The following is a 23,122-nucleotide window of genomic DNA, read 5'->3' as shown; positions in this document are numbered from 1 at the left end:
ATAGAAGCGGTCAGTTCCTTTTTTAGCTCCATGCCATGTGAAAACAAAGAGAAAAAATGAGTAAAGATCCGCTTGTGTATGCATAGCCGCAGTTTATATGCTGGTAAATCAAAATAAATATATAGAGTAGAAACAAACAATTTAACTTTGTGAAATAACTACTTTGCTACTATAACATCGGGAAAAATAGCCAGCCATTCATTCTCCTTACAGGAACATTACAATTCTGTAAGGAAAAAGCTACCCTACATAATTGTGCACGGAATGTCGGATGAGATCATTTCATTCCTGCTATTCTATACACATAAGGAGGTCATATCATGGATTCGCTAAAAAACATGAATGCAGCAATACAGTATATTGAAGATAATCTTGCGAATAACATTGACTTTAAAGAAGTGGCAAAGCTAGCTTTCTGCTCTGAATATCATTTTAAAAGGATGTTTTCCTTCCTTGCAGGCATTTCACTTTCAGAATATGTTCGCTGTAGACGTCTTACTCTTGCAGCATTTGAACTAAAAGATAGTAATGTAAAAGTCATTGATATCGCTATGAAATATGGATACAACTCACCAGACTCATTCTCACGAGCATTTCAAAACCTGCACGGTATAACGCCGTCAGAGGCTCGAAATAGTGGCGGTTCTCTTAAAGCCTACTCAAGAATGACCTTCCAGCTATCTATTAAAGGAGGACATGAAATGAACTATCGTATTGAAGAAAAAGAGGCATTTCGCATCGTTGGTATAAAAAAACGAGTACCAATTGTTTTCAGCGGGGTAAACCAAGAAATTGCTTCTATGTGGAAAAGTTTGGACATTCAAGCAATCCACACATTAAAGGCACTTTCGAATGTTGAGCCTACTGGACTCATTAGCGCTTCTACCAATTTTTCTGAAGGAAGAATGGAGGAAAAAGGAGAGCTCGATCACTATATTGGAGTAGCAACAACAAAGGATTGCCCAGACCAGTTCAGGCAACTTGAAGTCCCAGCTTCAACATGGGCTGTATTCGAAGCAGTTGGACCATTTCCTGATACATTGCAAAATGTATGGGGACGTATTTATTCAGAGTGGTTTCCATCTTCGAACTATGAACAACTGGAAGGGCCTGAAATTCTCTGGAATGAAAATAAAGATGTAACTTCGCCAACTTTTAAAAGTGAAATTTGGATACCTGTGTTGAAAAAGTAAATCATGCATAGGATTAATAAAAGAAGCTATCCCAAAAGGTCATTTTGAACTCCCTTTTGGAGATAGCTTTTTAAACTAACATTTACATTATCTTTCTCTTAGACTCATTGTTATACAATACTGCAGTCATAATCGAAATCATTACAACAACTACAAAAGTAAACATGCTATGGTTTGATATCACAGCAGTACCTATTAACAAGGCTGGTATAACCGCCATCACCATGCCTCCAAACATACCAAGAAAAGCTCCCATGCTTTGTTTTATCACTTGCGTTTCTGACACCCAGTCATAATACCCAAATCGATTATTAATAAAAATCCCCCATACAGCTGAAAAGAATGAATAGGCAATTGGCGTAATGATGAGTAAAATAGCAGTCCAAATATCCGGCTTTAAACCGATTATCATAAGAATGGCGCTAATAATGGATGTAGGTATACTCAGTGAAAGGTTCATGAGAATTTTGCTGTCATAAATCATTTTCGGTGTCAGAGGGAGTGACTTCATAATCCATACGTTTTTTCCTTCAAGCGACAATGACACACACGTTGTACATGTCATTGCAATCATTGCCGAAACAACAAATGGGGCAATCTTTTGTAAAAGCATTTCGATTCCAGGGTATCCAATAAATTGACTTGGTCCTACAACAACCACTGCAAGTGAAAATATAACTGCCATAATCACTCCCATGCCAATATTTATTACATATACGGTAGAAGAAAAAAAGCGCTTCTGCTCCTTTTTATATAGTGCAATCAATGCTTTTTCTTTCTTCATCCGATCAATCTTGTAATCTGAGCGCATATAGTGTGTAGAAATTCCTGTATTGATTTGCTTATATTTATAAGAGAGTATTTTGACGAAAAGATAATACCAAATAAATGATATGCTAACAAAAAGAATAAAAGCTATAACATCCGTATCAACAATTGCCTCTTGAAACATATGAGCGAGTGGATACACTTTCAGCAATTGCTCTGAAATGATAACTCCAATCCCTTCAATATCAGTCAAACTATATTTTGCATTTCCCTGCTTGAACATAAAGAAACCAAAGATAATCATCGCTATTAAACTTAAAATAGTAGTGACTTTATTCGCATGTTTAAATTTAGATGCGATTGCGGTAATACCTGCCCCAAAAACTGCTGCAATTGTTGTTGGCACTAATGATACTGTGAACAATGTAATGAACCACATGAAATAGAAAGATATTGGTGGGTTCTCATATATGCAATAAACAGCCCCCATTGGTAGCATAATGATGATTGAAAACAACGTATTTAGCACGTACAAATATAAGAATTTACTAGTAATGACAGTACTTACGCTAATCGGCAACGACATTAAAAAATCATAATCTCTAAAAGCAAAAAGCTCTCCATTCGCCTTAAATATAGTGAAAACCAAAACGAATAAACTGCTAATCACAAATGCATAAACTGGAATAACTTCTCCTATTCCGAGTTGTACGAATCCATATGCTGAAGCTCCGCTATATAGCATCAACATAACAAAAAGGAATACAATCGTTGCTGAAATAAAAATTTTATTCCTCTTCTTTTTCCTATCTTTTTCATATTGAAACGTATTGAGGCCGAGCTGCGTAATGAGACGGATTTTTAAAAGAGCTAGCATATTACTTTTCATTGGCGAGCACCTTCATAAACAGCTCTTCTAATGAATATTCCTTTGTTAGAGACTTTACCTCCCCTGAAATTGCGAGTTTCCCTTTATGAATCATCGCTATCTTACTACATAACTTCTCTGCTACATCTAATACATGAGTTGAGAAAAAAATTGCACTTCCTGATTCACAAAGTTCTTTCATCATCCCTTTCAGTACAAGAGCTGCCTTTGGATCTAGCCCAACAAAAGGCTCATCTAAAACCAACAATTTTGGGCGATGAACAACTGCCGATATAATCGCTACTTTTTGTTTCATACCGTGCGAGTAAGATGAAATTAAATCCCCTAAATATGGTGTAATTTCAAAAGCATCTCCATACTTTGGTATCCGCTCTTCTCTTTCTATTGCAGGCACTCCAAAAATATCGGCAACAAAATTCAAATATTGAATCCCTGTTAATTGTTCATATAAATCCGGATTATCAGGAATATATGCCATGATTTTCTTACATGCAATCGGGTCCTTCTTTACTGAACGTCCATCAACAAAAATTCCCCCCTCCTCGAAATCTATTACGCCTACTAGTGACTTAATGGTCGTACTTTTTCCGGCACCGTTATGTCCGATAAACCCGAATATATCACCTGCTTGAACAGTTAAACTCAAATCATCTACCGCCTTTTTTCCACCTTTGTAGGTTTTACTAAAGTTGATGATTTCTAACATGTCCTCTCCTCCAAACACTATAAATTTTATCCCGCATGAACGAGCTGTAATACTCCCACTAATTGAAGTTTTACTTTGTCGAAAAATTCAGATATAAAACCTTGAAATAATATGGAGTAAGACTTCATTCCTACTACATATTATGCATACTAACTTTTCTACAAACGTTAGCTAATCTATACGTGCATTTCCTTTTTATATAGAAGATAAGAATATAAATTCGTCACCACTACAGCAACTAATATGATTGCAAGCATCATATAAGATCTCCATTCAGCTGGCAGGGCAATACTGACAATCATCACAAGTCCTAAAACTACAAATACTTTTCCGCTAAAGCGGTGTGTCTTGCGCCATACTTCTTCATTACTCAGTGTCCACGGATTACGCATACCAACGAAAAAGTTTGGCTTACATTGCGGTAAATAGTTACCGATAATTAAAAATAAAATACCGACAAGTAACTCTGGAACTCTATTAATAAATACGTTATAACCTAATCCACTTGCGATAATATCTATGTTTCCGATAAATAAAACAACTAGCAAGCCATTATTTATAATCAACAAAGCTTTCGAGAACTTTTCATAGTTTTCTTTCTTAGGATCAATCTTTTGTATAACATTTAAAAGAATATAACACCCTACCATGACTCCCACCATAGACATCATTCCAGTTAATTTTGATGAAAATCCATCAGCAGTGCCCCCGTTCCAGTGCGTTGCAATTGTATCTGGCAAATGTGTCCATGCAAATGCCCATGCTAGGCATGTTGTCAAAATTAATATAATTGCAAAAAGGTGTTTTTTCATCATCTTCCCTCCTATAAATCTTGCACTTCTATCAAGCTCCCATTTCCTTCTTATAAGCAACATACGAATATATCATTGTACTAACAACAATGAATGTCGTAACACCTAGCACACTAATCATCTTCCATGTTCCTGGAAGAAATGCAGCAAGTATAATTATAATGCCGCCAACCATCATAATTTTTGATCCTAACCGATGTGTTTTTCTCCATACTTCCTCGCTACTTAATGTCCATGGCGTTTTAATCCCCATGAAAAAATTCGGCTTACATTGCTGCATATAATTGCCGAGTACAATAAACAAAATTCCCAGCATTACGTTCATAACTATCCCAATTGGAACGTTATAACCTAAAGCATTTACAAGTGTCATCATGTTATTGGCAAATAAGAAAAATATAATAGCCCCATTCATGATCACAAGTGCTTTCGGAAACTTTTTGTAGTTCGCGTACTTCGGGTCTATTTTTGGTAATAACGTAAATAGAGCGTATATGAATCCCATAATCGCTACGTCAAAAATCATCATTCCCATTTTCGACATATGGCCATCTACTTCACCAGAGACATTCATATGACTCGGAATCTCCTCTGGTAAATAAGGCCACGCTACACACCATGCGATAAGCGTTAGCGCAATTAATCCAATCGGAAACACATGCTTCTTCATTGCCCCTCTCCCCCTTTATTCGTAAACGTAAACACCCATGTTAATAAATCTTGAAAAACAGTTGTGTTTAAAGAGTACACAACAAATTGCCCTCTTTTTTCATCTTGAATGAGTTCAGCGTTTTTGAGCGCACTTAAATGATGTGAAATACTTGGCTTTGTCATATTGAAATGTTCAGCGATTTCTCCAGCTGTTAAATCGCCTTCTTTTAATAAGTCCAAAATTTTCCGCCTTGTTGGGTCTGCTAATGCTTTAAATGCTTGATTCAATGTCTTTCTTCCTTTCGATAATTAGACATTTAGATATTTATCTAAATGTTAAAATAAAAAACAGTAATTGTCAATTATATCCATGACCCTTTTTACTTTTTCCACTTTTGCCTATACTGTTTACTAGCTCTCTTTTCAAGGTAAAGTGAAACTTTAATCAGTGGGATTTTCTGCCTCCACTAATTATTAGCCCTCACCAATCGGACTTTTACGGACAATTTATCTCCTACCTAACTTCTTTGCGTTCGCGGAACTTTGATGTGAGAATACTACTTCCCGTTAAAGCGGGATAATGAAAAGACAAGAAACACATGGTACACTATAGCTACAATTGTTTTTTAGGAGGAATATATTCATGTATAAAATTTTAATCGTTGAAGACGATCCAAATATCTCGTCTTTACTACAATCTCATATTCAAAAATACGGTTATGAAGCAATTGTTGCAGATAACTTTGATGATATTATGGACTCTTTTAATCGAGTGAAACCACATCTAGTATTACTTGATGTAAACTTACCAAAGTTCGATGGCTTCTACTGGTGTCGTCAAATCCGTCATGAATCTACTTGCCCGATTATTTTCATTTCTGCTCGTGCCGGTGAGATGGAACAAATTATGGCAATTGAGAGCGGTGCGGATGATTATATTACAAAACCATTCCACTACGATGTTGTGATGGCGAAAATTAAAGGACAATTACGCCGTATTTACGGTGACTATGCACCAAATATTTCAGAACGTATCGTTGAAGTAGAAGGTTTAAAATTATTCCCTGAACGACCAGAAATTCATTTCGGAGCGGAGCAAGTTCTTCTTACAAAGAAAGAAGCAATCTTAGCTGAAATGCTTTTGTCTAAATTCCCTCGTACAGCAAGTCGTGAAGATTTATTAGCTGCTCTTTGGGATGATGAAAGCTTCGTTGAAGAAAATACATTAAACGTAAACATTACACGTCTTCGTAAGAAATTTAATGAACTTGGAATTGAAAATGCCATTGAAACAGTACGTGGATTAGGGTATCGTTTTAACACAACTTGGAGTGAATAAGCATGAAGTTATTTTTGCGTGATCATTTTGCATTTTTTCTATTATATGCATTAAACTTCGGTATCATTTTTATTCTCTATGATGCAGTAGACGGATTCCAAAACAACAAGTTCTACTTTATTGTATTAAGTTTATATTTATTTATTTGCTTCCTTGCTTATCGTTATGTTCGTAATCGTAGAATGTATCACAGGTTAAGTGAACCACCGGAAAAAATGGAAGATGCTTTTATTGAAAGAGCAACCGCTCCTATGCCGCACGGCGTAAACGAGCTTGTTCGTACACAATATCGCCTATTCCAAAAAGAGCTGCAAACATATGAAGTAAAACAACAAGAACATCAACTGTTTATTAACCACTGGGTGCATCAAATGAAAACACCCGTTTCTGTTATGCAGCTTATGGTACTTGAAATGGAAGATGAGCACCTCATTCCTAAGTTTAAGAAAGAACTAGAAAGATTAAACCAAGGACTTGATATGGCATTATATATGGCAAGGCTCAATAACTTCCATAAAGATTTCCACGTTGAAACCATTTCATTGAAAGATGTCGTAACTAAAAATATTAATGGCTTAAAAGAACTCTTTATTCGGAACGGAGTCTTCCCTGTTCTAGAAGTTCATTCTGATCTTATGGTTGCCTCTGATGCCAAGTGGCTTAAATTCATTATTTATCAGTTAATGACGAATGCGGTTCGTTATTCTGGTGAGCGTGGAAAAAAGGTCTTCTTATCTGCTTACCGAAACGGAAAAGACATTATTTTAGAAGTTCGTGATGAAGGTGTTGGTATCCCTCAGGAAGACATTCGAAGAGTATTTGAGCCATTTTACACAGGGAAAAATGGACGTACTTTCGGAGAATCGACTGGTATGGGGCTTTATATTGTAAGCAAGATTTGCTCTTATTTAGGTCATTCTGTGAAATTAGACTCTGAAGTTGGAAACGGAACGAGTATTAAAATCATCTTCCATAACACTGCGAATAATCAAACGGACGATGACGCAGGGAAGGTGACAGAAGAATGAACATAATACATTTCGGAAAAATGTATGAGAACTTACTCTCATACATTTTTTGCAACATGACTCAAACGTTATCTTCAATTTGGAGGTATACAGCATGACTTTTTGGCAATTTGCATTTAAAAACGTAACACGAAATTCTAGAGCTTATTTCGCTTACTTTGTAAGCAGTGCTTTTTCCATTGCTGTGTTCTTTTCATTTGCAGTGTATTTATTTCATCCTCGGTTACAGAATTCTAGCGTAGTTAATGGAATTTCAGGATTAATGATATTTTCAGAAGTAGTCATTGTGTTCTTCTCATTTTTCTTCTTACTTTATTCCATCGGTACGTTTTTAAAAGTTCGAAAAAAACAATTTGGCGTGTTAACCGTTTTAGGAATATCAAGAAAACAATTGAAACGGCTTGTTTTCCTGGAAAATATGTTAATTGGATTATTATCCATCTTCTTCGGGATTCAATTTGGACTTGTATTTTCACAATTTTTCTTATTGGTAACAGCAAAGATTACATATGCTCCTGGGCTCTATTTATATTGGCCAACAAAAGCAATTATTTTAACAGCTGTCATCTTTCTAGGACTCTTTATCGTTGTATCGGCTTTCACTCCTACGCTTATTCGCACAAGAAAAACAGTGCGCCTTCTAAAAGAAGGAAACTTGAAACAAAAAGAACGAAAGCCATCCATCCTAATTTCTTTGTTTGGAGCTATCTGTTTAATATCAGGTTATGTACTAGCCGGAAATCCTAAATACTTTGTATCACTCGGTTCAGACATAGGAGGTCTATACATAGTTTCTAGTGTTTTCGTTATTCCATCACTCGTTGCGATGGGAACTTACCTTTTCTTTTCACAAATTAGTTTCCTGCTCATTCGCATATTAAAAAAGCGAAGAAAATTTTATATGAAGCGAATCAATATGCTTTGGATTTCTGATTTAGCAAGCCGCATTCGTACAAATATTAATATGCTATTTATTGTAGCAATGCTATCTACCCTTGCGTTTACAATGATTACATTCATATATGGGTTTGGGAAGTTTATGAAATTCGATGTTACGAACAATAGTCCATTTCCATTCTCCTACCTTTCATACGACGCTAATCCACTTGCCACGCAGCATATGGACTGGTTAGAAAAACGGCTTAGTGAGGAACAATTTTCATATAAAAAATTCAAAACAGATTTATATGCAGTTTCATTGCAAAAGAATGAAATAAATCCTTATGAACAGGAAGCCTATGTACTAAAAGAAAGTGACTATAACAAATTGGCTACTGCTTTACATCGTAAGAAACTTTTTGTAAAACAGAATGAAACATATATATTACCTGGATATGGATATCAAAACATATTAAGTCCAATGCAAGAAGAGTTTAAACAAAAGAGCATCACACTTTCTCAAAATGCACTTACATTACATGTAAAAGGTTACGAAATGATTAATGTGATACCGACTGGCTGGACATCACAAATACTGATTCTATCTGATGATACAGTGCAGGCTTTATCAAATCATATGAAGCATATGACACTTTATAGTTTTCAAGTAAAAGACTGGGAAAAGACAAATGAAATCGCTGCGGAGTATCTTGATAAATTTGCGAAAGATCGAAGAACCATTCCATCTGAAGAACCTTTATTTCTTATGAACGAAGCGAGTAGCACGCTATACGAGATTAAATTAGGGGCCGCTTCATTCTTCTTAATTGGTACGTTCCTTGGCGTTATTTTCTTCATTGGAGCTGGAAGTGTACTTTATTTCCGTATGTATACAGATTTAACAAATGAACAAGAAAAATATATTACCGTTACAAAAATCGGATTAACAGAATCTGAAATGAAACACTCTGCTACGATTCAACTGGCAATTTTATTCTTTGTTCCATATATTATGGCATCTATTCATACAATGTTTGCCGCAAGAATGTTACAAGAAATCATGAATCTATCTTTATTTGCTGAAGTTACGGTTGTCCTTATGATTTTTGGAACCGTTGAGATCATCTTTTTCTTGTTAATTCGTTCTCTATATATGCAAAAATTATCGCAACATATTAAGCTTTGAGGGCTAGAAAGGTGAGTTTTATGGAAGAAGTATTACACATAAAAAATGTATCAAAAGTGTATGAGGGAAAAGTCCCTCATACCGCTTTAAAAAACATCAATTTACATGTAGATAAAGGTGAGTTTGTCGCAATTATGGGGCCTTCTGGGAGCGGTAAATCCACTTTCTTAAATGTAATTTCAACGATTGATTCCCCTACTGCTGGCGAGGTGTTTATTAACGGAAAAGAGCCTCACACGTTCCGCCATGAAAAATTAGCTGTTTTTCGTCGCCAAGAATTAGGGTTTGTCTTTCAAAATTTTAACTTATTAGATACGTTAACAATCGGTGAAAATATCGTATTACCATTAACATTAGATAATATTCCGCTAAAAGAAATGGATGAAAAACTTGATCACATTTCCAAAAAACTTGGAATTGATCATATTTTAAATAAACGAATTTTTGAAGTTTCTGGTGGACAAGCGCAACGTACCGCCGTAGCTCGTGCTGTCATTCATCATCCATCACTCTTACTTGCTGATGAGCCAACAGGAAATTTAGATTCAAAAGCGGCGATTGATGTAATGGAGTTATTTACAAAATTAAATAAAGAAGAACAAGCAACCATCTTAATGGTTACTCATGATCCTTTTGCTGCTAGCTATTGCAATCGCGTTATTTTTATTAAAGATGGTGAACTTTACAATGAATTGCACCGCGGATTATATCGCGAAAAGTTCTATCAAGAAATATTAGATGTATTGGCATTATTAGGAGGAAGACGTGGATGACATTTTGGCAATTTGCATTTAAAAATGTCATGCGCAATTCGAAAGCATATTTTGCTTATTTTGTAAGCAGTGCTTTTTCGATCATGGTTTTCTTTTCACTGACTGTATACTCGTACCATCCGCTTTTACAGAACTTACATGAACAAGGACCTTTAATGAATCTAATCGGAATGGCACAATTTGTTATCGTCATGTTCTCGTTCTTTTTCTTACTATATTCGCTTGGAACATTTTTGAATGTACGTAAAAAACAATTTGGGATTTTAACCGTTCTTGGTATTTCTAAGAAACAATTAAAACGACTTGTTTTTATGGAAAATATGCTCATTGGATTATTAGCCATTTTCGTTGGTATTCAAGGTGGGCTTGTTTTTTCTAACTTTTTTCTACTTGTTACATCAAAAATAACAGGTACAACAGGCCTCTATTTATATTGGCCAACAAAGGCAATTACTGCAACGACCGTAACTTTCATTGTTCTATTTTTTATCGTGTCTACGTTTACGCCTACATTTATTCGTACGCGTAAAACAATGCATATTATAAAAGGGGATCAAAAGCAAAAAAAAGAAAACCGCCCTTCTATTGCTATTTCTTTATTTGCTTTAGCTTGTTTAGGATTATGCTATTATATCGCTGGATATCCACAAGGGTATATCACGCAAGAAAATGTAGCAGATGGTTCCGTGTTCCTAATCATGTTATCCATTTTGCCGCTTGTAGTAATCGGAACCTATCTATTCTTTTCTCAAACCTTCCTTCTCTTCATATTTGTTTTAAAAAAGAGAAGAAAGTTTTATATGAAACAAATAAATATGTTATGGATTTCAGATTTAACTGCGCGTACGCGTGGCAATATTAATATGCTCTTTATTGTGACTATGCTATCTGCGCTTGCTTTTACAATTATTACACCGCTCTTTGCTACGAATAATTACACGAAAGCAGCAATTTTAGAACAATACCCTGTTCCGTTCACATATACATCTACAGTAGGAAATATATTTGAACAAAAACATATTGCTACAATTGAACGAGAGCTTACAAATCATGGATTTCAATATCAAAAATATAAATTTACAGTTCTAAAAGATAACGCACAAGAAGAACCTATTATGCTTATGAAAATAAGTGATTATAATACACTAGCAAAATTATTGAACAAGCCAGAAATCCAGTTACATGAGAACGAAGTGTTTAGCATCTCTAGATATTCACCAGCGTTATTAAATTTAATAACCAATCCATTTGCAAAGAAAGAAACATTAACCTTAGAATCAAACAAAAAAGAATTTCACATTAAGGGATTTTTAAAGAGCGGTGTCGAGCCGCAATATACCCTTCCACATACAATTGTGATGGCAGATGCTGCATTTGATAACGAGGTTCCACATATCGAAACGATGACCATTTATAACTATCTTGTTGAAAACTGGGAAGATACTCTTATTCCTACAAAAAATATAAATGATCAGATCGCTAAAGATCGAGACAATCTTATTAAAAGCAACGATACAGAAGAACATGTTGCGCTCTCCTTTGGGCTTACTACAGCTAGTGATGCGCTTGCAAACAGTAAACAAAGTAATGTTTCTAGTTTCTTTATTGGAACGTTTCTCGGTGTTATCTTCTTTATTGGAGCAGCAAGTGTCTTGTATTTCCGTATGTATAACGATTTAACAAGGGAAGAACAAAAGTATATTGCCATTACAAAAATTGGATTAACAGAATCTGAAATGTTTCGCTCTGTAACAATCCAATTGGCTATTTTATTCTTTGTACCTTATATAGTTGCTACTATCCATGCAATATTTGCAATTCAGTTTTTACAAAACATGCTCACAATTTCTTTATTCAAAGAATTTTTATTTGTACTTACCCTATTTGGGATTATTGAGATTATTTTCTTTTTCCTCATCCGTTCCCTGTATATAACAAAATTATCACAACACATCAAACTATGAATAAAATAGCCTTGTGCATCATGCACAAGGCTATTTTCAATAGTTTTTCAAGTTAACAGCAGTATCCACCATAGCCGCCACCGAAACCGCCGCCATAGCCATAACCACAACCGCCGCCGCCACCGCCAAAGCAGCTAGCACCGATGATGATTAATAGAATAAACAATACAATTAGAAGCGCAAAACCGCCGCCGCAGCCGTGTCTATGGTGATGGTCATGTCTGTCATCGCACTTATCACTCATTACTCTATTCCTCCTTTAGTATCATTAGGAACAAGATCATATTGTTCTTAATGAGTGGATTCCATTTATATTATGTTTATATGGGAGATCGGGAGCTTGGTTTTAAAAAAACAGGCTTGTTTCGCGACGAGATACCGTTAGATCCACTTTACCTTTCCTTTTAGGTGGGAGAGCATCCAGCCATGCATAGAAGCGATCAGTTCCTTTTTTAGCCCCATGCCATGTGAAAACAAAAACATAAAAAGTACAGGTCACCTTTTATTTTCATATCCTTTGCTTATATGTCGGAAATTCAAAATAAAGTGAAACTTNNAGAGGCGCTTTTTGCCTCGTCCGAGGGAGCGAAACGGCTGGAGATTTTAGCCGCTAGAGCTGGACATTGCTATCGCCGAATTTTGAGGTGGGAGTATTACTGCCCGTTAATGCGGGATAAATATATCAATACAAAAAAGCCTCCGATAATTCAATTATCGGAGGCTTTCTATATACGCTGTACAAACAGCTTTCCTTCTCGCAGAATACGTTTTTTTAATTGTTGATTGGAGATCGCATTTAAATGTACTACATCAAATTTCTCTCTTCCCTCTAGCTCTTCTGTCAACTCAAAACATAGCCACTGAAATTGTCTGTACGAAACATTCTTCGTTTCAATTGCGATATGATAATTATAATGCTCTATTCCTTCTTTTCTTACTTGAGGCCCAAAAATATATGCAACTTTTACAAATGACACCTGTAACAAATATGCCTGTATAACTTGCAACATATCTTCTTGCCGCCTCATCTGTTCACCTCTCACATACAATCCGCTTTTTTGTTATCTCTTCTAGTCTTTCCCGATTTACGTCATATCCAAACCCAGTCCCATTTGGAACAAGCACTTTTCCTTCTTGCAATGTTACTTCTGGTGAAATAATATCTCGTTCCCAGTGCCTGCTCGAAGCTGAAATATCCCCAGGAATCGTAAAGTTTGGAAGAGATGCTAGCGCAATATTTTGTGCACGTGAAATTCCCATTTCAACCATACCACCGCACCAAACAGGAATGCCGTGATCCCGACAATAATCATGGATTTGAATCGACTCAGTTAATCCACCAACTCGCCCTGGTTTAATATTTATGATGCGGCAACTGCCTAGTGTAATTGCGACCCTTGCGTCTTCTAGACTATGAATACTTTCATCCAAACAAATAGGTGTTTCTATTTGTTTTTGAAGCTTAGCGTGATCAAGAAAATCGTTATCAGCTAAAGGCTGCTCAATCATCATTAACTGAAATTCATCTAATCTTTTTAAGCGCTCCGTGTCCGCTAATGTATACGCTGAATTGGCATCTGCCATTAATGGAATCTTAGGAAATGCTTTTCGTATTTCCTTCAATAGCTCATAATCAAGTTCCGGCTTGATTTTCACTTTAAATCGCTTGTATCCTTCTGCTGCATACATTTCAATTCGCTTTAACATATTCGGAATTGTATCTAAACCAATCACAACGCCAACTTCAATTTCTCGCTGCGTTCCTCCAAGTAAAGTCGCTAACGATTTGTTTTGACGTTTCGCATACAAATCCCACACAGCACCTTCTATTCCCGCTTTCGCCATCCGGTTCCGCTTTATATGCTGAAAGAGATCAGGAATTTCATTTGGATGCGTAACTTCTGCTTTCAGTAAATCTGGCAATAAAAAATCTTGAAGCATATGAAGTGCCGTTGTTACTGTTTCTTCTGTGTACCATGGCTCGCTAAAAGCAACAACTTCCCCAAAACCAATATATCCATCCGTATCCTCTAGCTCAATCACAATACTTTCCCGTTTTTCATACGTACCATAACTTGCGGCAAAAGGAATGACAAGAGGCATTTCTGTTACATAAAGTGTCGCCTTTTTTATTTCCATTTACATCTCCTCCAAAAGCTTCCTTAATTCCCGTCTTAGTAGTTTTTTCGAAGCATTACGTGGTAACTCATGTAAGAAATGTACTTCTTTTGGTACTTTATACTTTGCTAGTTTTTCTTTGCAAAAATGGATAATCTCTTCTTCTGTTACATCGCCTGCTTTGACAATAAAGGCAGCTGGCACTTGCCCCCACTGTTCATCCACTTTTCCAACAATGCCCGCTTCTGCGACCATAGGGTGTGCAAGCAACACTTCCTCAATTTGCGCAGGATAAATATTTTCTCCACCTGAAATAATTAAATCACTGCGGCGGTCTAATACATATAAGAATCCTTCTTCATCTAAATAACCAAGGTCACCAGTATGAAGCCAGCCGCCCTGTATCGTTTCACGCGTCGCGTCTTCTCGTTTAAAATAGCCATGTGTTACATTAGGCCCTTTTACAACAATTTCTCCTTCTACATTCGGCGGTACAACCTTACCATCATTTTCAATGCGAAGCTGACATTGGAAAAGAGGCTTTCCTGCTGAACCGACTTTCGTTAACATGTAATCAGCTGATAACGTACAAATTTGCGAAGATGTCTCTGTCATTCCATACGTTTGATATACAGGAATTCCTTTCGCTACACATATTTCTAATAATGGCCTTGGTGCTGGTCCCCCGCCTAACAACATGCAGCGTAAAGAACTCGGATATGTTTCTTCCCCAAGTCTTTCTAATAAGTCCGTCAGCATTTTAGAGACGACCGATATGATTGTTACTCCTCTTGTTTTGATTGCTTCATGAATAAAATCAGGTTCATATTTCGGAACAAGCAAAACTCTCATACCGTACATTACATTTTTCATTAAAAGAGATAATCCGCCTACATGAAACATCGGCATACACGCTAACCAACAATCATCATCACGAAGCCCTAAATTAAGTGACGATCCAACGGCACTCGCCCAGTGATTACCGTATGTTAAGATAACCCCCTTTGGCTTCCCAGTTGTTCCTGACGTATAAATAATTGTCATCGGTTCTTCTAAAGAAAACTCCTCTTGAATCACTGCCATTCGCTTCGGTCCATCCATTACTTTTTCAAATGCATATACTGATACCTGGTCTGATTCAAATTTTTGGTCCGTTACTAAGCAAACAACTTCAGCATCGTCCATTTGCCAAAGTAGCTCTTCTCTTGAAAGACGCGTATTCAAAAGTACAGCAACTGCCCCTATATAAGACAAGGCATGGATTACCGTAATCATCTGGATACTATTTTTCATCAGAACAGCCACTTTTTGACCTTTTTCTATTTGTAAGTGTGAAAAGTGTTCACAAACAGATACTACTTTCTCATGCAGTTCTAAAAATGCAATCGTCTCCTCTTTTGTTTCAATTGCAGTACGCTCCGGCGTTAAAAATGCACGTTGCTTTAACCAATTCGGCATCGTATCCATTACCCATTCTCCTTTCATGAAAGAAAGAGACTTGATATAATCAAGTCTCTTTTTTGTTTCCGCTTTGGATTTCATCTAGCTGCAGCGGCTAGAACAGTCGGTCGTTTCACGCCTGCGAGGCAAACGACGCCTCTTCGTCAGGAGTTCCAACGTCCTCTTGTTCTCAACGAGCCGCTTCCGCTTTTGATCTTATCCAGCTACAGCGGCTAGAATGTTCGGTGGCTTCGCTTCTTCCTGCGAGGCAAACTGCGCCTCTTCGTCAGAAGCTCCATCCCCCTCACATTCTGAACGAGCCGCTTCCGCTTTTAATCCTATCCAGCTACGCCTCCTAGACCCTTGCGTCTAAGAACCTTCCGCACGAGAAAGTAAAAATCACTTTCTGTGCGAAAGAACCTTAGCCGACGGGTCTAAACAGTCGGCTTCGCTTTAATCACGGGAAACGAGGGAATTGTCCGAAGTCTGGACGGCGTTTTTCTTTGAACGCGTCGCGGCCTTCTTTTGCTTCGTCAGTTGTGTAGTACAATAACGTTGCATCTCCCGCTAGTTGCTGGATACCAGCTAAACCGTCTGTATCTGCATTGAATGCAGCTTTTAAGAAACGAAGTGCCATTGGGCTGTTCGCTAAGATTTCTTCTGCCCATTGTACTGTTTCTGCTTCTAATTGATCTAATGGTACAACTGTGTTTACTAAGCCCATATCAAGTGCCTCTTGCGCACTGTATTGGCGGCATAAGTACCAAATTTCACGAGCTTTCTTATGACCTACCATACGAGCTAAATAACCAGCACCGTATCCGCCATCAAAGCTTCCTACTTTAGGACCAGTTTGTCCAAATACTGCGTTGTCTGCTGCGATTGTTAAGTCACATACGATATGAAGTACGTGTCCACCACCAATTGCATAACCTGCTACCATTGCGATAACTGGTTTAGGGATTGCGCGGATTAAACGTTGTAAGTCTAATACGTTTAATCGTGGGATTTGGTCTTCACCTACATATCCGCCATGACCGCGAACTTTTTGGTCGCCGCCTGAACAGAATGCACGTCCACCTTCCCCAGTTAAAATGATAACGCCAACATTTGCATCATCACGAGCGTGTGCAAAAGCATTGATTAACTCCATTACCGTTTTCGGACGGAATGCGTTATGTACTTCAGGACGGTTAATCGAAATCTTTGCGATACCATTGTATGTTGAATAAATAATATCTTCGTAATTGCCTTCTTTTACCCATTCAATAGCCATTACTTTACCTCCTTTTTATTGTGCCAATGGTTACCCATTAACCACTCTATAAGTGCTACTTTCCTCAAAAGAATAAAGTGTCACTGCATAGTTTTTAGAAATCCCTCTACTATTGTACCAAACTTTTGCGGTTGTTCCACATGAATTGCATGGCCAGCCCCATCAATTTTGACAAATTTCGCGTGCGGGATGCGTTTTTGTATGTTTTTTAAGATGTGAAAAAACTTTTGATCGTGCTCTCCATTCATTAACAACACAGGCATTTTGAGCTTTTCAAGCTGATTCCACCATGAAGGCTGTGCTCCTGTTCCCATACCTCTAAGACTATTTGCAAGTCCTCTTGGATCATTAGCGAGTCTCTCTTTTCGAACCGCTTCTTTCACATCTTCTCGTAAGTTTTTTTGCGTTGTAAATAACGGAATATGTTCCCACATATTTACGAAAGCTTCTATTCCTTCTAATTCAATCCGCTCTGCCAGCTGCCCATCTTTCATGCAGCGTTCTTGACGGTCCGACTCCATCTCAAGTCCAGCTGTGCAATTTTCTAATAAAAGAGATTGCACACGACCTGGATATAAGCATGCCATCGTAATCGCAAGCCTTCCGCCCATCGAATAGCCTAGGATATGCGCTTTTTCAATATGCAAAAGATCGAGTAGCGCCGTCATTTGCAATGCTACGTTTTGAATATCATAATGCGTAAGTTCCTCAGGGCTTTCCGTTTTTCCATGTCCAACAAGGTCAACTATGATGACTTGGAACTGCTTACTCCATGAAGGAATAAATGGACGCCACGTTTCCATGCTTCCTGTAAAACCATGAAGAAGTAGAAGGGGTTCTCCGCTTCCTACCACTTCATACTCATACTTTACACCTTCTAGCGTTACTTTCATTCCTCTTCACCTTGCAAAATTCCCGTAACAACTTTCGATGTACGCGTCCATAAATCACGATGAAACTTTAAGTTTTCGTCACGATTCGTACAAATTTCTACAACGTGTAGTCCTTTTTCAGTTGTTCCCTTTTGCACTTCGTTACGAAATGCGTCCCAACCATTTACACGTGCAAATGAACCACCGTACATGTTTACAACATGTTCATAATCAAGTCCAAGCGGCGTTCCGAATAATGATTCAAAATGCTCTTTTGACTCATATTGTGGTAAGAATGAGAAAATGCCACCACCATCATTATTGACAACAACAATTGTTATGTTTAAATGATGTAATTTTGCTGCTAGTAGTCCATTTAAATCATGATAAAATGATAAATCACCGATTACTAACACAAGTGGTTCATAAACCGTACTTGCTCCTAGAGCTGTTGAAATAATTCCATCAATTCCATTCACACCACGGTTGGCCATGACATTCACTTTTTTATCTGTTGCAAAGAAGAACGTATCTGTATCGCGAATTGGCATACTGTTACTAACAAATAAAGTCGCTTCCTCTGGCAATACATGTGCGATATCTGTAATGACTTTTCCTTCAAATGCAGTTTCATATATTTCGACTTCACGAAGCTGTTCCTTCGTTGCATCGTTTATATGTTTCCACATCCCGTACCAATCATTCTTTTCTCGCTTTTGCATATGATCTATCATTGCTTTACAAAAAGAAACATCACTTGCACATACAACTTCTGTCGCCACAAGAGCTGGATCTCTCCATTCCCCTGACTCATCTACAACAATATGAACAGCAGTCTTTTGTTTCTTTATATATTGTGTTAATGCTTTTGATACAGGCATTCCACCGAAACGAATAATTACTTCTGGCTTCCATGTATCCTTTAACAACTCATTTCGTAAAAATGTATCGTAGCAATCCATTACCATTGATTTATCATGCTCGCCGCTTCTAAGACCTGAAAGCGGATCTGCTAAAATCGGATATCCCGTTTTCTCAGCAAACTGCGTAATTGCTTCCGCAATCTCTGGATGGCTATCGTCTCCACACACAATAAGCCCCTTTTCCATACTCAAAAGGTGCTCTGTAAGAGAACTTACATATTCACTCGTCATCGTCATGTTTCCTTGATGAACTGCCCCTGTATATTCACCTCGACCTTTTTCCCATAGATTCTCTAAAGAAAAGTCAGGAATGAGTGGTTCCCGAAGCGGGAAGTTAATATGGACAGGTCCCTTAGGCGCCAGCAATGCACTTGCAACTGCACGCCCAGCTGTCATACGGGCATAATGATACATAGGCTCTCTAGCTTCTGGCAGTGCCATCTCCATAAACTGTTTTACAAAAGAACCATATAAATGCAATTGATTCATTGCTTGCGGTGCACCAACATCTCTTAGTTCATGTGGTCTATCCGCTGTTAAAACAAGCAGTGGTACACGTGAATGAAAAGCTTCACAAACTGCTGGATAATAATTTGCTGCCGCCGTTCCTGATGTGCATAAAATCGCTACTGGACGCTTCTTCGCTTTCGCAATGCCGAGCGCAAAGAATGCAGCGGATCGTTCATCTACATGCAAATACGTTTTGATTTGTTCATGTTGCTCCATTAGTAAGGCAAGTGGCGTTGACCGTGAACCTGGACTAATGACAACATCATATACATTTAGACGCGCCAGTTCGTCCACAAACGCGCCCAAATAATATGATAATGCTTCTATATGATTATTCATTTCATCAATTCCTCCAAAGCACCAAGCATCGGTCTAAACTTCAAACTTGTTTCTTCATATTCAAGCTGCGGGACAGAATCAATCACAATACCGCAACCGGCAAATAAGGAAGCCTTATCACCATTTAATAATCCGCAGCGCAGTGCTACTGCAAATTCACCATTCCCTTTTTCGTCTATCCAACCGATTGGTGCTCCGTACAATCCTCTATCTAATAACTCTACATCCCGAATGAGTCTCATCGCTTCGTGGCGAGGTGTGCCACCAAGAGCGGGCGTTGGGTGTAGTTCTTCTACCATTTTCAAAAGGGATGCATCACCTTTCGCTTCAACTGGTGTATACAAATGTAGTAAATTTTTTGTTGTTAATAATCCTGGGCGTTGCGGAATATTAACGGATTCGCAATGTTCATCTAATACGCCGCGAATCATATTCACTACGTAACCATGCTCCTCTAAATTCTTTTCATCATGAAGAAGCATCTTTCCATTTCGTTTACTTTCTTCTATAGAATTACCATGACCAATGGAACCAGCAAGGCACATCGATGTAAATCGCTCGTCTTCTTTTCGGATTAATCTTTCAGGCGTTGCGCCTAAGAAGCACGTTCCTTTATAATCGAAGGAAAATACGTAACAATCTGGTTGACCGATGCGAAGCGCTTCTAAAACACGAGCAGAATCAATCTTTTGATCCATCACTAGTTTTAGTTCTCTTGCTAACACAACCTTCTGTACGCTTCCTTTTCTCATTTCATCCTGCACTTTTACAATCGCATTCATCCAGCCCTTTGGATCCACTTCTACTTTAGAAGTTACTGTTAATTTCTCTTCTGTAAGCGGTTCTTTACACTCTTGTAAAATTCTTTCTTCTACAGAAACAATTTCCTCATAAACCTTCTGTGCAGAGTCCTCAGCTGAAATAAATGTATTGATTGTTAACCATGCTTTCTCATGTTTCACGGTTAAAAGAAAAGCGGGTAACGATAATGTTGTATCTTTAAATTCTTTCCAAAGGTCCGTTTGCTCTTTTTCTGGATCAAATGAAAAGCCACCAAATAAGAGTGGGCCCGTTCCAAATTCATACTCTTCCCTGTGTACAATCGCTTTTCCCTGCACTTTATTCCACTCTTCATAAGCATTTTGAAAGCGTTTGTCAGCAGAGTTTGCTATAGTGAAAACAGAGCCAATGCCCGCAAATATAACATGCTGAGCTGGGTCTGCAAAATAACATCTATTTTCGGATGCAATCCTATTTCCTGCTGCATAAAAAAGAAGCGGATCTATCCAATCTATTTGTTTTACAACACTGACTAATGTTTTTTCATTCGTCGCACGTGTAATTGTTGTAGTAATTATTTCTTGTAAATCTTTTTGTTTCGTCTGAATCACAGAATCTCCCCCCTATGGGCGAAAAATAGTCATAAATACGCTTGATTTTAAGATACACCTCAAACGAAAGCCCTGTCAACGTTTAGCATTTCTGAGAAATTCCCCTTCTCTTCCTAGAAAATAAACGTTGACACTAAATGATGCTTTTCCTACACTTAATTGTGTACTTTATGTGACAAAGGAGGATTCAACATGGAAATAAAAATGGAAACAAACTCCTCTCCTATGCCGCCAAAACCAAGTAAACAAACCGGTTGGCGCATTTGGTGGAGTTTACTACGTCCTCATACATTAACAGCTGCTTTCGTTCCTGTTTTTATCGGAACAGCATATGCCATGCAAGTAGGGGGTATTAACCAAATACATCTCCCTCTTTTCTTTATCATGCTTCTCGCTTGTCTTCTCATTCAAGCAGCAACAAACATGTTTAACGAATACTTTGATTATAAAAGAGGATTAGATCATGAAGGTTCAGTTGGTATTGGTGGTGCAATTGTCCGCGACGGGATTCCGCCAAAAACCGTACTGAACTTAGCATTTGGATTTTTCGGTATCGCGATGCTATTAGGCGTTTATATTTGTATGAACTCTAGCTGGTGGCTCGCTGCAATTGGTCTTGTTTGTATGGCCGTTGCCTACCTTTATACGGGTGGTCCAATTCCAATTGCTTATACACCTTTTGGTGAATTAACAGCTGGATTATTTATGGGTGTTATTATTATTGGAATTTCATTTTTCATCCAAACAGGAACTGTAACATCAGAAATTATTTTAGTATCTATTCCAAATTCGATTTTAATCGGAGCAATTTTACTTTCCAACAACATTCGTGATTTAGATGGAGATAAAGAAAATGGTCGTAACACATTAGCTATTATCGTTGGACGTGAAAATGCAATTGGTGTCCTTGCATCTATGTTTATCGTGTCCTACATTTGGACGATTGCTCTAATCATTGTTGGAATCGTATCTCCATGGATGCTGATCGTTTTCCTCAGTGCGCCGAAAGCATTTAAAGCGACAAAAGGATTTATCGGCAAAAGCATTCCAATGGAAATGGCGCCTGCAATGGTCGCAACTGCAAAAACAAATACAATCTTTGGATTTTTAATGGGAATCGGCCTACTACTTGGGTATTTCCTATAAGGAAGGGAGCTGCTAGGCAGCCCCCCTTTTTCATTTTCAAAATATATCGGCGATTCGACACCACTACCTCCCTAAATTCCTCCTCATATTTCCCGCAATCCGGCTCATACTACATAAAGAAACCGAAATGTAGGAAGGTGGATACTATGTTAACTCCACAACAAATTAATCATTTTAAATCCATGTTAGAGCAGCAGCAACAAGAACTAGAACAAACACTTCACAATCATGAAAATGAAGATCGTGCCTCTGAACGGGAATCTGTTGGAGAATTATCAGCTTATGATAACCACCCTGGCGACATGGCTACAGAATTATATGAACGAGAAAAAGATTTCGGACTAATTGAATTATGGAATAAGCAGTTGCAAGATACAAAGCATGCCCTGCAAAAAATTGAAGCCGGCACATACGGAGTTTGTGAAGTGTCTGGGGAAGAAATTCCGCTAGAACGATTAGAAGCAATGCCCACTGCTACAACTTGTATTGAACATACAACGAATAAATTAAACATGAATGCGCGCCCTATTGAAGAAGAAGTAATAGAGCCACCATTTGGCAAATATGATATGGACAGCGCTGTTGGATACGATGCTGAAGATGCTTGGCAAGACGTCGCTTCATACGGAACATCCGAAACACCGTCCGACCTAGAACGTCGCGACTCAAAAAATTATAACGAAATGTATGTAGAGGGAGAAGAACCAATTGGATATGTAGAGGACTTTGAAAACTTCATCGGGACAGATATGTATGGCAAGAACCCGCAAGTTTATGCGACAGAAGAGCATGAGGAATATGAGCAAATGCTAGATGATTTTGAAGAACGTACTTATAAGGGAGAATTATCTTCAGATGAGTCTAGTTCGAAGGCATAAAAAAAGCATTCCGAATTTCGGAATGCTTTTTTCTCGCTAGC

The 23,122-nt window shown here is 37.8% G+C and carries 21 protein-coding genes; 8 read left to right on the top strand and 13 right to left on the bottom strand.

From position 1 onward, the window contains the following. Nucleotides 1-320 precede the first annotated feature (320 nt). Nucleotides 321-1,193, top strand: coding sequence for an AraC family transcriptional regulator (locus tag CN373_RS13240; protein ID WP_000377672.1), 873 nt, complete (start codon nucleotides 321-323; stop codon nucleotides 1,191-1,193). A gap of 82 nt (nucleotides 1,194-1,275) precedes the next feature. Here CN373_RS13240 and CN373_RS13235 read toward each other — a convergent pair whose 3' ends face one another. The 5 genes from CN373_RS13235 to CN373_RS13215 all read right to left on the bottom strand — a co-directional run bounded on the left by CN373_RS13235 (nucleotide 1,276) and on the right by CN373_RS13215 (nucleotide 5,307). Then, a complete protein-coding gene (locus CN373_RS13235; RefSeq protein ID WP_098359496.1) occupies nucleotides 1,276-2,850 on the bottom strand; it encodes a putative ABC transporter permease subunit in 1,575 nt (524 codons plus the stop codon). Beyond that, on the bottom strand, nucleotides 2,840-3,556 hold the full coding sequence (locus CN373_RS13230; RefSeq protein ID WP_098359495.1) for an ABC transporter ATP-binding protein: 717 nt from the start codon (nucleotides 3,554-3,556) through the stop codon (nucleotides 2,840-2,842). The genes CN373_RS13235 and CN373_RS13230 overlap by 11 nt, the downstream gene beginning before the upstream one ends. 176 nt (nucleotides 3,557-3,732) lie before the next feature. After that, nucleotides 3,733-4,368 carry an SdpI family protein gene (locus tag CN373_RS13225; protein ID WP_000716340.1) on the bottom strand — a complete coding sequence of 212 codons (636 nt, stop codon included), beginning with the start codon at nucleotides 4,366-4,368 and terminating at the stop codon, nucleotides 3,733-3,735. A 31-nt stretch (nucleotides 4,369-4,399) separates the two neighbouring features. Then, a complete protein-coding gene (locus tag CN373_RS13220) occupies nucleotides 4,400-5,038 on the bottom strand; it encodes an SdpI family protein (protein ID WP_000716701.1) in 639 nt (212 codons plus the stop codon). Next, entirely contained in the window at nucleotides 5,035-5,307 is a 273-nt protein-coding gene (locus CN373_RS13215; protein WP_001070533.1) for an autorepressor SdpR family transcription factor, read from the bottom strand. Before CN373_RS13215 ends, CN373_RS13220 begins: the two co-directional genes overlap by 4 nt. Nucleotides 5,308-5,662: 355 nt before the next feature. Between CN373_RS13215 and CN373_RS13210 the strand changes: the two genes are divergently transcribed. The 5 genes from CN373_RS13210 (at nucleotide 5,663) to CN373_RS13190 (ending at nucleotide 12,188) form a co-directional block, all read left to right on the top strand. Next, entirely contained in the window at nucleotides 5,663-6,358 is a 696-nt protein-coding gene (locus CN373_RS13210; RefSeq protein WP_000276734.1) for a response regulator transcription factor, read from the top strand. A gap of 2 nt (nucleotides 6,359-6,360) precedes the next feature. Then, the gene (locus CN373_RS13205) at nucleotides 6,361-7,386 is read left to right on the top strand and encodes a sensor histidine kinase (RefSeq protein ID WP_098359494.1); all 1,026 of its coding nucleotides are present in this window, start codon (nucleotides 6,361-6,363) and stop codon (nucleotides 7,384-7,386) included. A 94-nt stretch (nucleotides 7,387-7,480) separates the two neighbouring features. Then, nucleotides 7,481-9,451 (top strand): ABC transporter permease, encoded by a 1,971-nt coding sequence (locus CN373_RS13200; protein WP_098359493.1) that lies wholly within the window; start codon nucleotides 7,481-7,483, stop codon nucleotides 9,449-9,451. Between the two features lie 20 nt (nucleotides 9,452-9,471). After that, nucleotides 9,472-10,224 (top strand): ABC transporter ATP-binding protein, encoded by a 753-nt coding sequence (locus tag CN373_RS13195; protein WP_000393246.1) that lies wholly within the window; start codon nucleotides 9,472-9,474, stop codon nucleotides 10,222-10,224. Further along, entirely contained in the window at nucleotides 10,221-12,188 is a 1,968-nt protein-coding gene (locus CN373_RS13190) for an FtsX-like permease family protein (protein WP_098359492.1), read from the top strand. Before CN373_RS13195 ends, CN373_RS13190 begins: the two co-directional genes overlap by 4 nt. Before the next feature lie 52 nt (nucleotides 12,189-12,240). Here the strand turns inward: CN373_RS13190 and CN373_RS13185 are convergent, their stop codons facing one another. The 8 genes from CN373_RS13185 to CN373_RS13145 all read right to left on the bottom strand — a co-directional run bounded on the left by CN373_RS13185 (nucleotide 12,241) and on the right by CN373_RS13145 (nucleotide 21,057). Further along, nucleotides 12,241-12,432, bottom strand: coding sequence for a YjcZ family sporulation protein (locus CN373_RS13185; protein WP_001280568.1), 192 nt, complete (start codon nucleotides 12,430-12,432; stop codon nucleotides 12,241-12,243). A 481-nt stretch (nucleotides 12,433-12,913) separates the two neighbouring features. Next, complete coding sequence (locus CN373_RS13180) at nucleotides 12,914-13,216, bottom strand: nucleotidyltransferase domain-containing protein (protein WP_001254178.1); 303 nt, start codon at nucleotides 13,214-13,216, stop codon at nucleotides 12,914-12,916. A 4-nt stretch (nucleotides 13,217-13,220) separates the two neighbouring features. Continuing rightward, entirely contained in the window at nucleotides 13,221-14,327 is a 1,107-nt protein-coding gene (menC, locus tag CN373_RS13175) for an o-succinylbenzoate synthase (protein ID WP_000403322.1), read from the bottom strand. Continuing rightward, complete coding sequence (locus CN373_RS13170; protein WP_430794185.1) at nucleotides 14,328-15,764, bottom strand: o-succinylbenzoate--CoA ligase; 1,437 nt, start codon at nucleotides 15,762-15,764, stop codon at nucleotides 14,328-14,330. 439 nt (nucleotides 15,765-16,203) lie between these two features. Beyond that, entirely contained in the window at nucleotides 16,204-17,022 is an 819-nt protein-coding gene (menB, locus tag CN373_RS13160) for a 1,4-dihydroxy-2-naphthoyl-CoA synthase (RefSeq protein ID WP_000963889.1), read from the bottom strand. Nucleotides 17,023-17,102: 80 nt separating this feature from the next. Beyond that, on the bottom strand, nucleotides 17,103-17,915 hold the full coding sequence (gene menH / locus CN373_RS13155) for a 2-succinyl-6-hydroxy-2,4-cyclohexadiene-1-carboxylate synthase (protein ID WP_000869136.1): 813 nt from the start codon (nucleotides 17,913-17,915) through the stop codon (nucleotides 17,103-17,105). Then, a complete protein-coding gene (menD, locus tag CN373_RS13150; RefSeq protein ID WP_098359490.1) occupies nucleotides 17,912-19,666 on the bottom strand; it encodes a 2-succinyl-5-enolpyruvyl-6-hydroxy-3-cyclohexene-1-carboxylic-acid synthase in 1,755 nt (584 codons plus the stop codon). The genes menH and menD overlap by 4 nt, the downstream gene beginning before the upstream one ends. Then, on the bottom strand, nucleotides 19,663-21,057 hold the full coding sequence (locus CN373_RS13145; protein ID WP_098359489.1) for an isochorismate synthase: 1,395 nt from the start codon (nucleotides 21,055-21,057) through the stop codon (nucleotides 19,663-19,665). The genes menD and CN373_RS13145 overlap by 4 nt, the downstream gene beginning before the upstream one ends. Nucleotides 21,058-21,249: 192 nt before the next feature. Between CN373_RS13145 and CN373_RS13140 the strand changes: the two genes are divergently transcribed. After that, the gene (locus tag CN373_RS13140; RefSeq protein WP_000403591.1) at nucleotides 21,250-22,203 is read left to right on the top strand and encodes a 1,4-dihydroxy-2-naphthoate polyprenyltransferase; all 954 of its coding nucleotides are present in this window, start codon (nucleotides 21,250-21,252) and stop codon (nucleotides 22,201-22,203) included. 146 nt (nucleotides 22,204-22,349) lie between these two features. Then, nucleotides 22,350-23,081 (top strand): yteA family sporulation protein, encoded by a 732-nt coding sequence (locus CN373_RS13135; RefSeq protein ID WP_000957357.1) that lies wholly within the window; start codon nucleotides 22,350-22,352, stop codon nucleotides 23,079-23,081. Nucleotides 23,082-23,122 lie beyond the last annotated feature (41 nt).

The sequence above is a fragment of the Bacillus cereus genome (genome assembly GCF_002561295.1).
Classification (GTDB): Bacteria; Bacillota; Bacilli; order Bacillales; family Bacillaceae_G; genus Bacillus_A; species Bacillus_A cereus_S.
The sequence above is the reverse complement of the archived record's forward strand: the minus strand, read 5'-3'. Positions and strand labels throughout refer to the sequence as shown.

What these genes read in the sequence shown, in the direction of transcription:
- CN373_RS13240 (WP_000377672.1), top strand. Translation starts at nt 321, where the DNA reads ATGGATTCGCTAAAAAACATGAATGCAGCAATACAGTATATTGAAGAT.
- CN373_RS13235 (WP_098359496.1), bottom strand. Translation starts at nt 2,850, where the DNA reads ATGAAAAGTAATATGCTAGCTCTTTTAAAAATCCGTCTCATTACGCAG.
- CN373_RS13230 (WP_098359495.1), bottom strand. Translation starts at nt 3,556, where the DNA reads ATGTTAGAAATCATCAACTTTAGTAAAACCTACAAAGGTGGAAAAAAG.
- CN373_RS13225 (WP_000716340.1), bottom strand. Translation starts at nt 4,368, where the DNA reads ATGAAAAAACACCTTTTTGCAATTATATTAATTTTGACAACATGCCTA.
- CN373_RS13220 (WP_000716701.1), bottom strand. Translation starts at nt 5,038, where the DNA reads ATGAAGAAGCATGTGTTTCCGATTGGATTAATTGCGCTAACGCTTATC.
- CN373_RS13210 (WP_000276734.1), top strand. Translation starts at nt 5,663, where the DNA reads ATGTATAAAATTTTAATCGTTGAAGACGATCCAAATATCTCGTCTTTA.
- CN373_RS13205 (WP_098359494.1), top strand. Translation starts at nt 6,361, where the DNA reads ATGAAGTTATTTTTGCGTGATCATTTTGCATTTTTTCTATTATATGCA.
- CN373_RS13200 (WP_098359493.1), top strand. Translation starts at nt 7,481, where the DNA reads ATGACTTTTTGGCAATTTGCATTTAAAAACGTAACACGAAATTCTAGA.
- CN373_RS13195 (WP_000393246.1), top strand. Translation starts at nt 9,472, where the DNA reads ATGGAAGAAGTATTACACATAAAAAATGTATCAAAAGTGTATGAGGGA.
- CN373_RS13190 (WP_098359492.1), top strand. Translation starts at nt 10,221, where the DNA reads ATGACATTTTGGCAATTTGCATTTAAAAATGTCATGCGCAATTCGAAA.
- CN373_RS13185 (WP_001280568.1), bottom strand. Translation starts at nt 12,432, where the DNA reads ATGAGTGATAAGTGCGATGACAGACATGACCATCACCATAGACACGGC.
- CN373_RS13180 (WP_001254178.1), bottom strand. Translation starts at nt 13,216, where the DNA reads ATGAGGCGGCAAGAAGATATGTTGCAAGTTATACAGGCATATTTGTTA.
- menC (WP_000403322.1), bottom strand. Translation starts at nt 14,327, where the DNA reads ATGGAAATAAAAAAGGCGACACTTTATGTAACAGAAATGCCTCTTGTC.
- CN373_RS13170 (WP_430794185.1), bottom strand. Translation starts at nt 15,764, where the DNA reads ATGCCGAATTGGTTAAAGCAACGTGCATTTTTAACGCCGGAGCGTACT.
- menB (WP_000963889.1), bottom strand. Translation starts at nt 17,022, where the DNA reads ATGGCTATTGAATGGGTAAAAGAAGGCAATTACGAAGATATTATTTAT.
- menH (WP_000869136.1), bottom strand. Translation starts at nt 17,915, where the DNA reads ATGAAAGTAACGCTAGAAGGTGTAAAGTATGAGTATGAAGTGGTAGGA.
- menD (WP_098359490.1), bottom strand. Translation starts at nt 19,666, where the DNA reads ATGAATAATCATATAGAAGCATTATCATATTATTTGGGCGCGTTTGTG.
- CN373_RS13140 (WP_000403591.1), top strand. Translation starts at nt 21,250, where the DNA reads ATGGAAATAAAAATGGAAACAAACTCCTCTCCTATGCCGCCAAAACCA.
- CN373_RS13135 (WP_000957357.1), top strand. Translation starts at nt 22,350, where the DNA reads ATGTTAACTCCACAACAAATTAATCATTTTAAATCCATGTTAGAGCAG.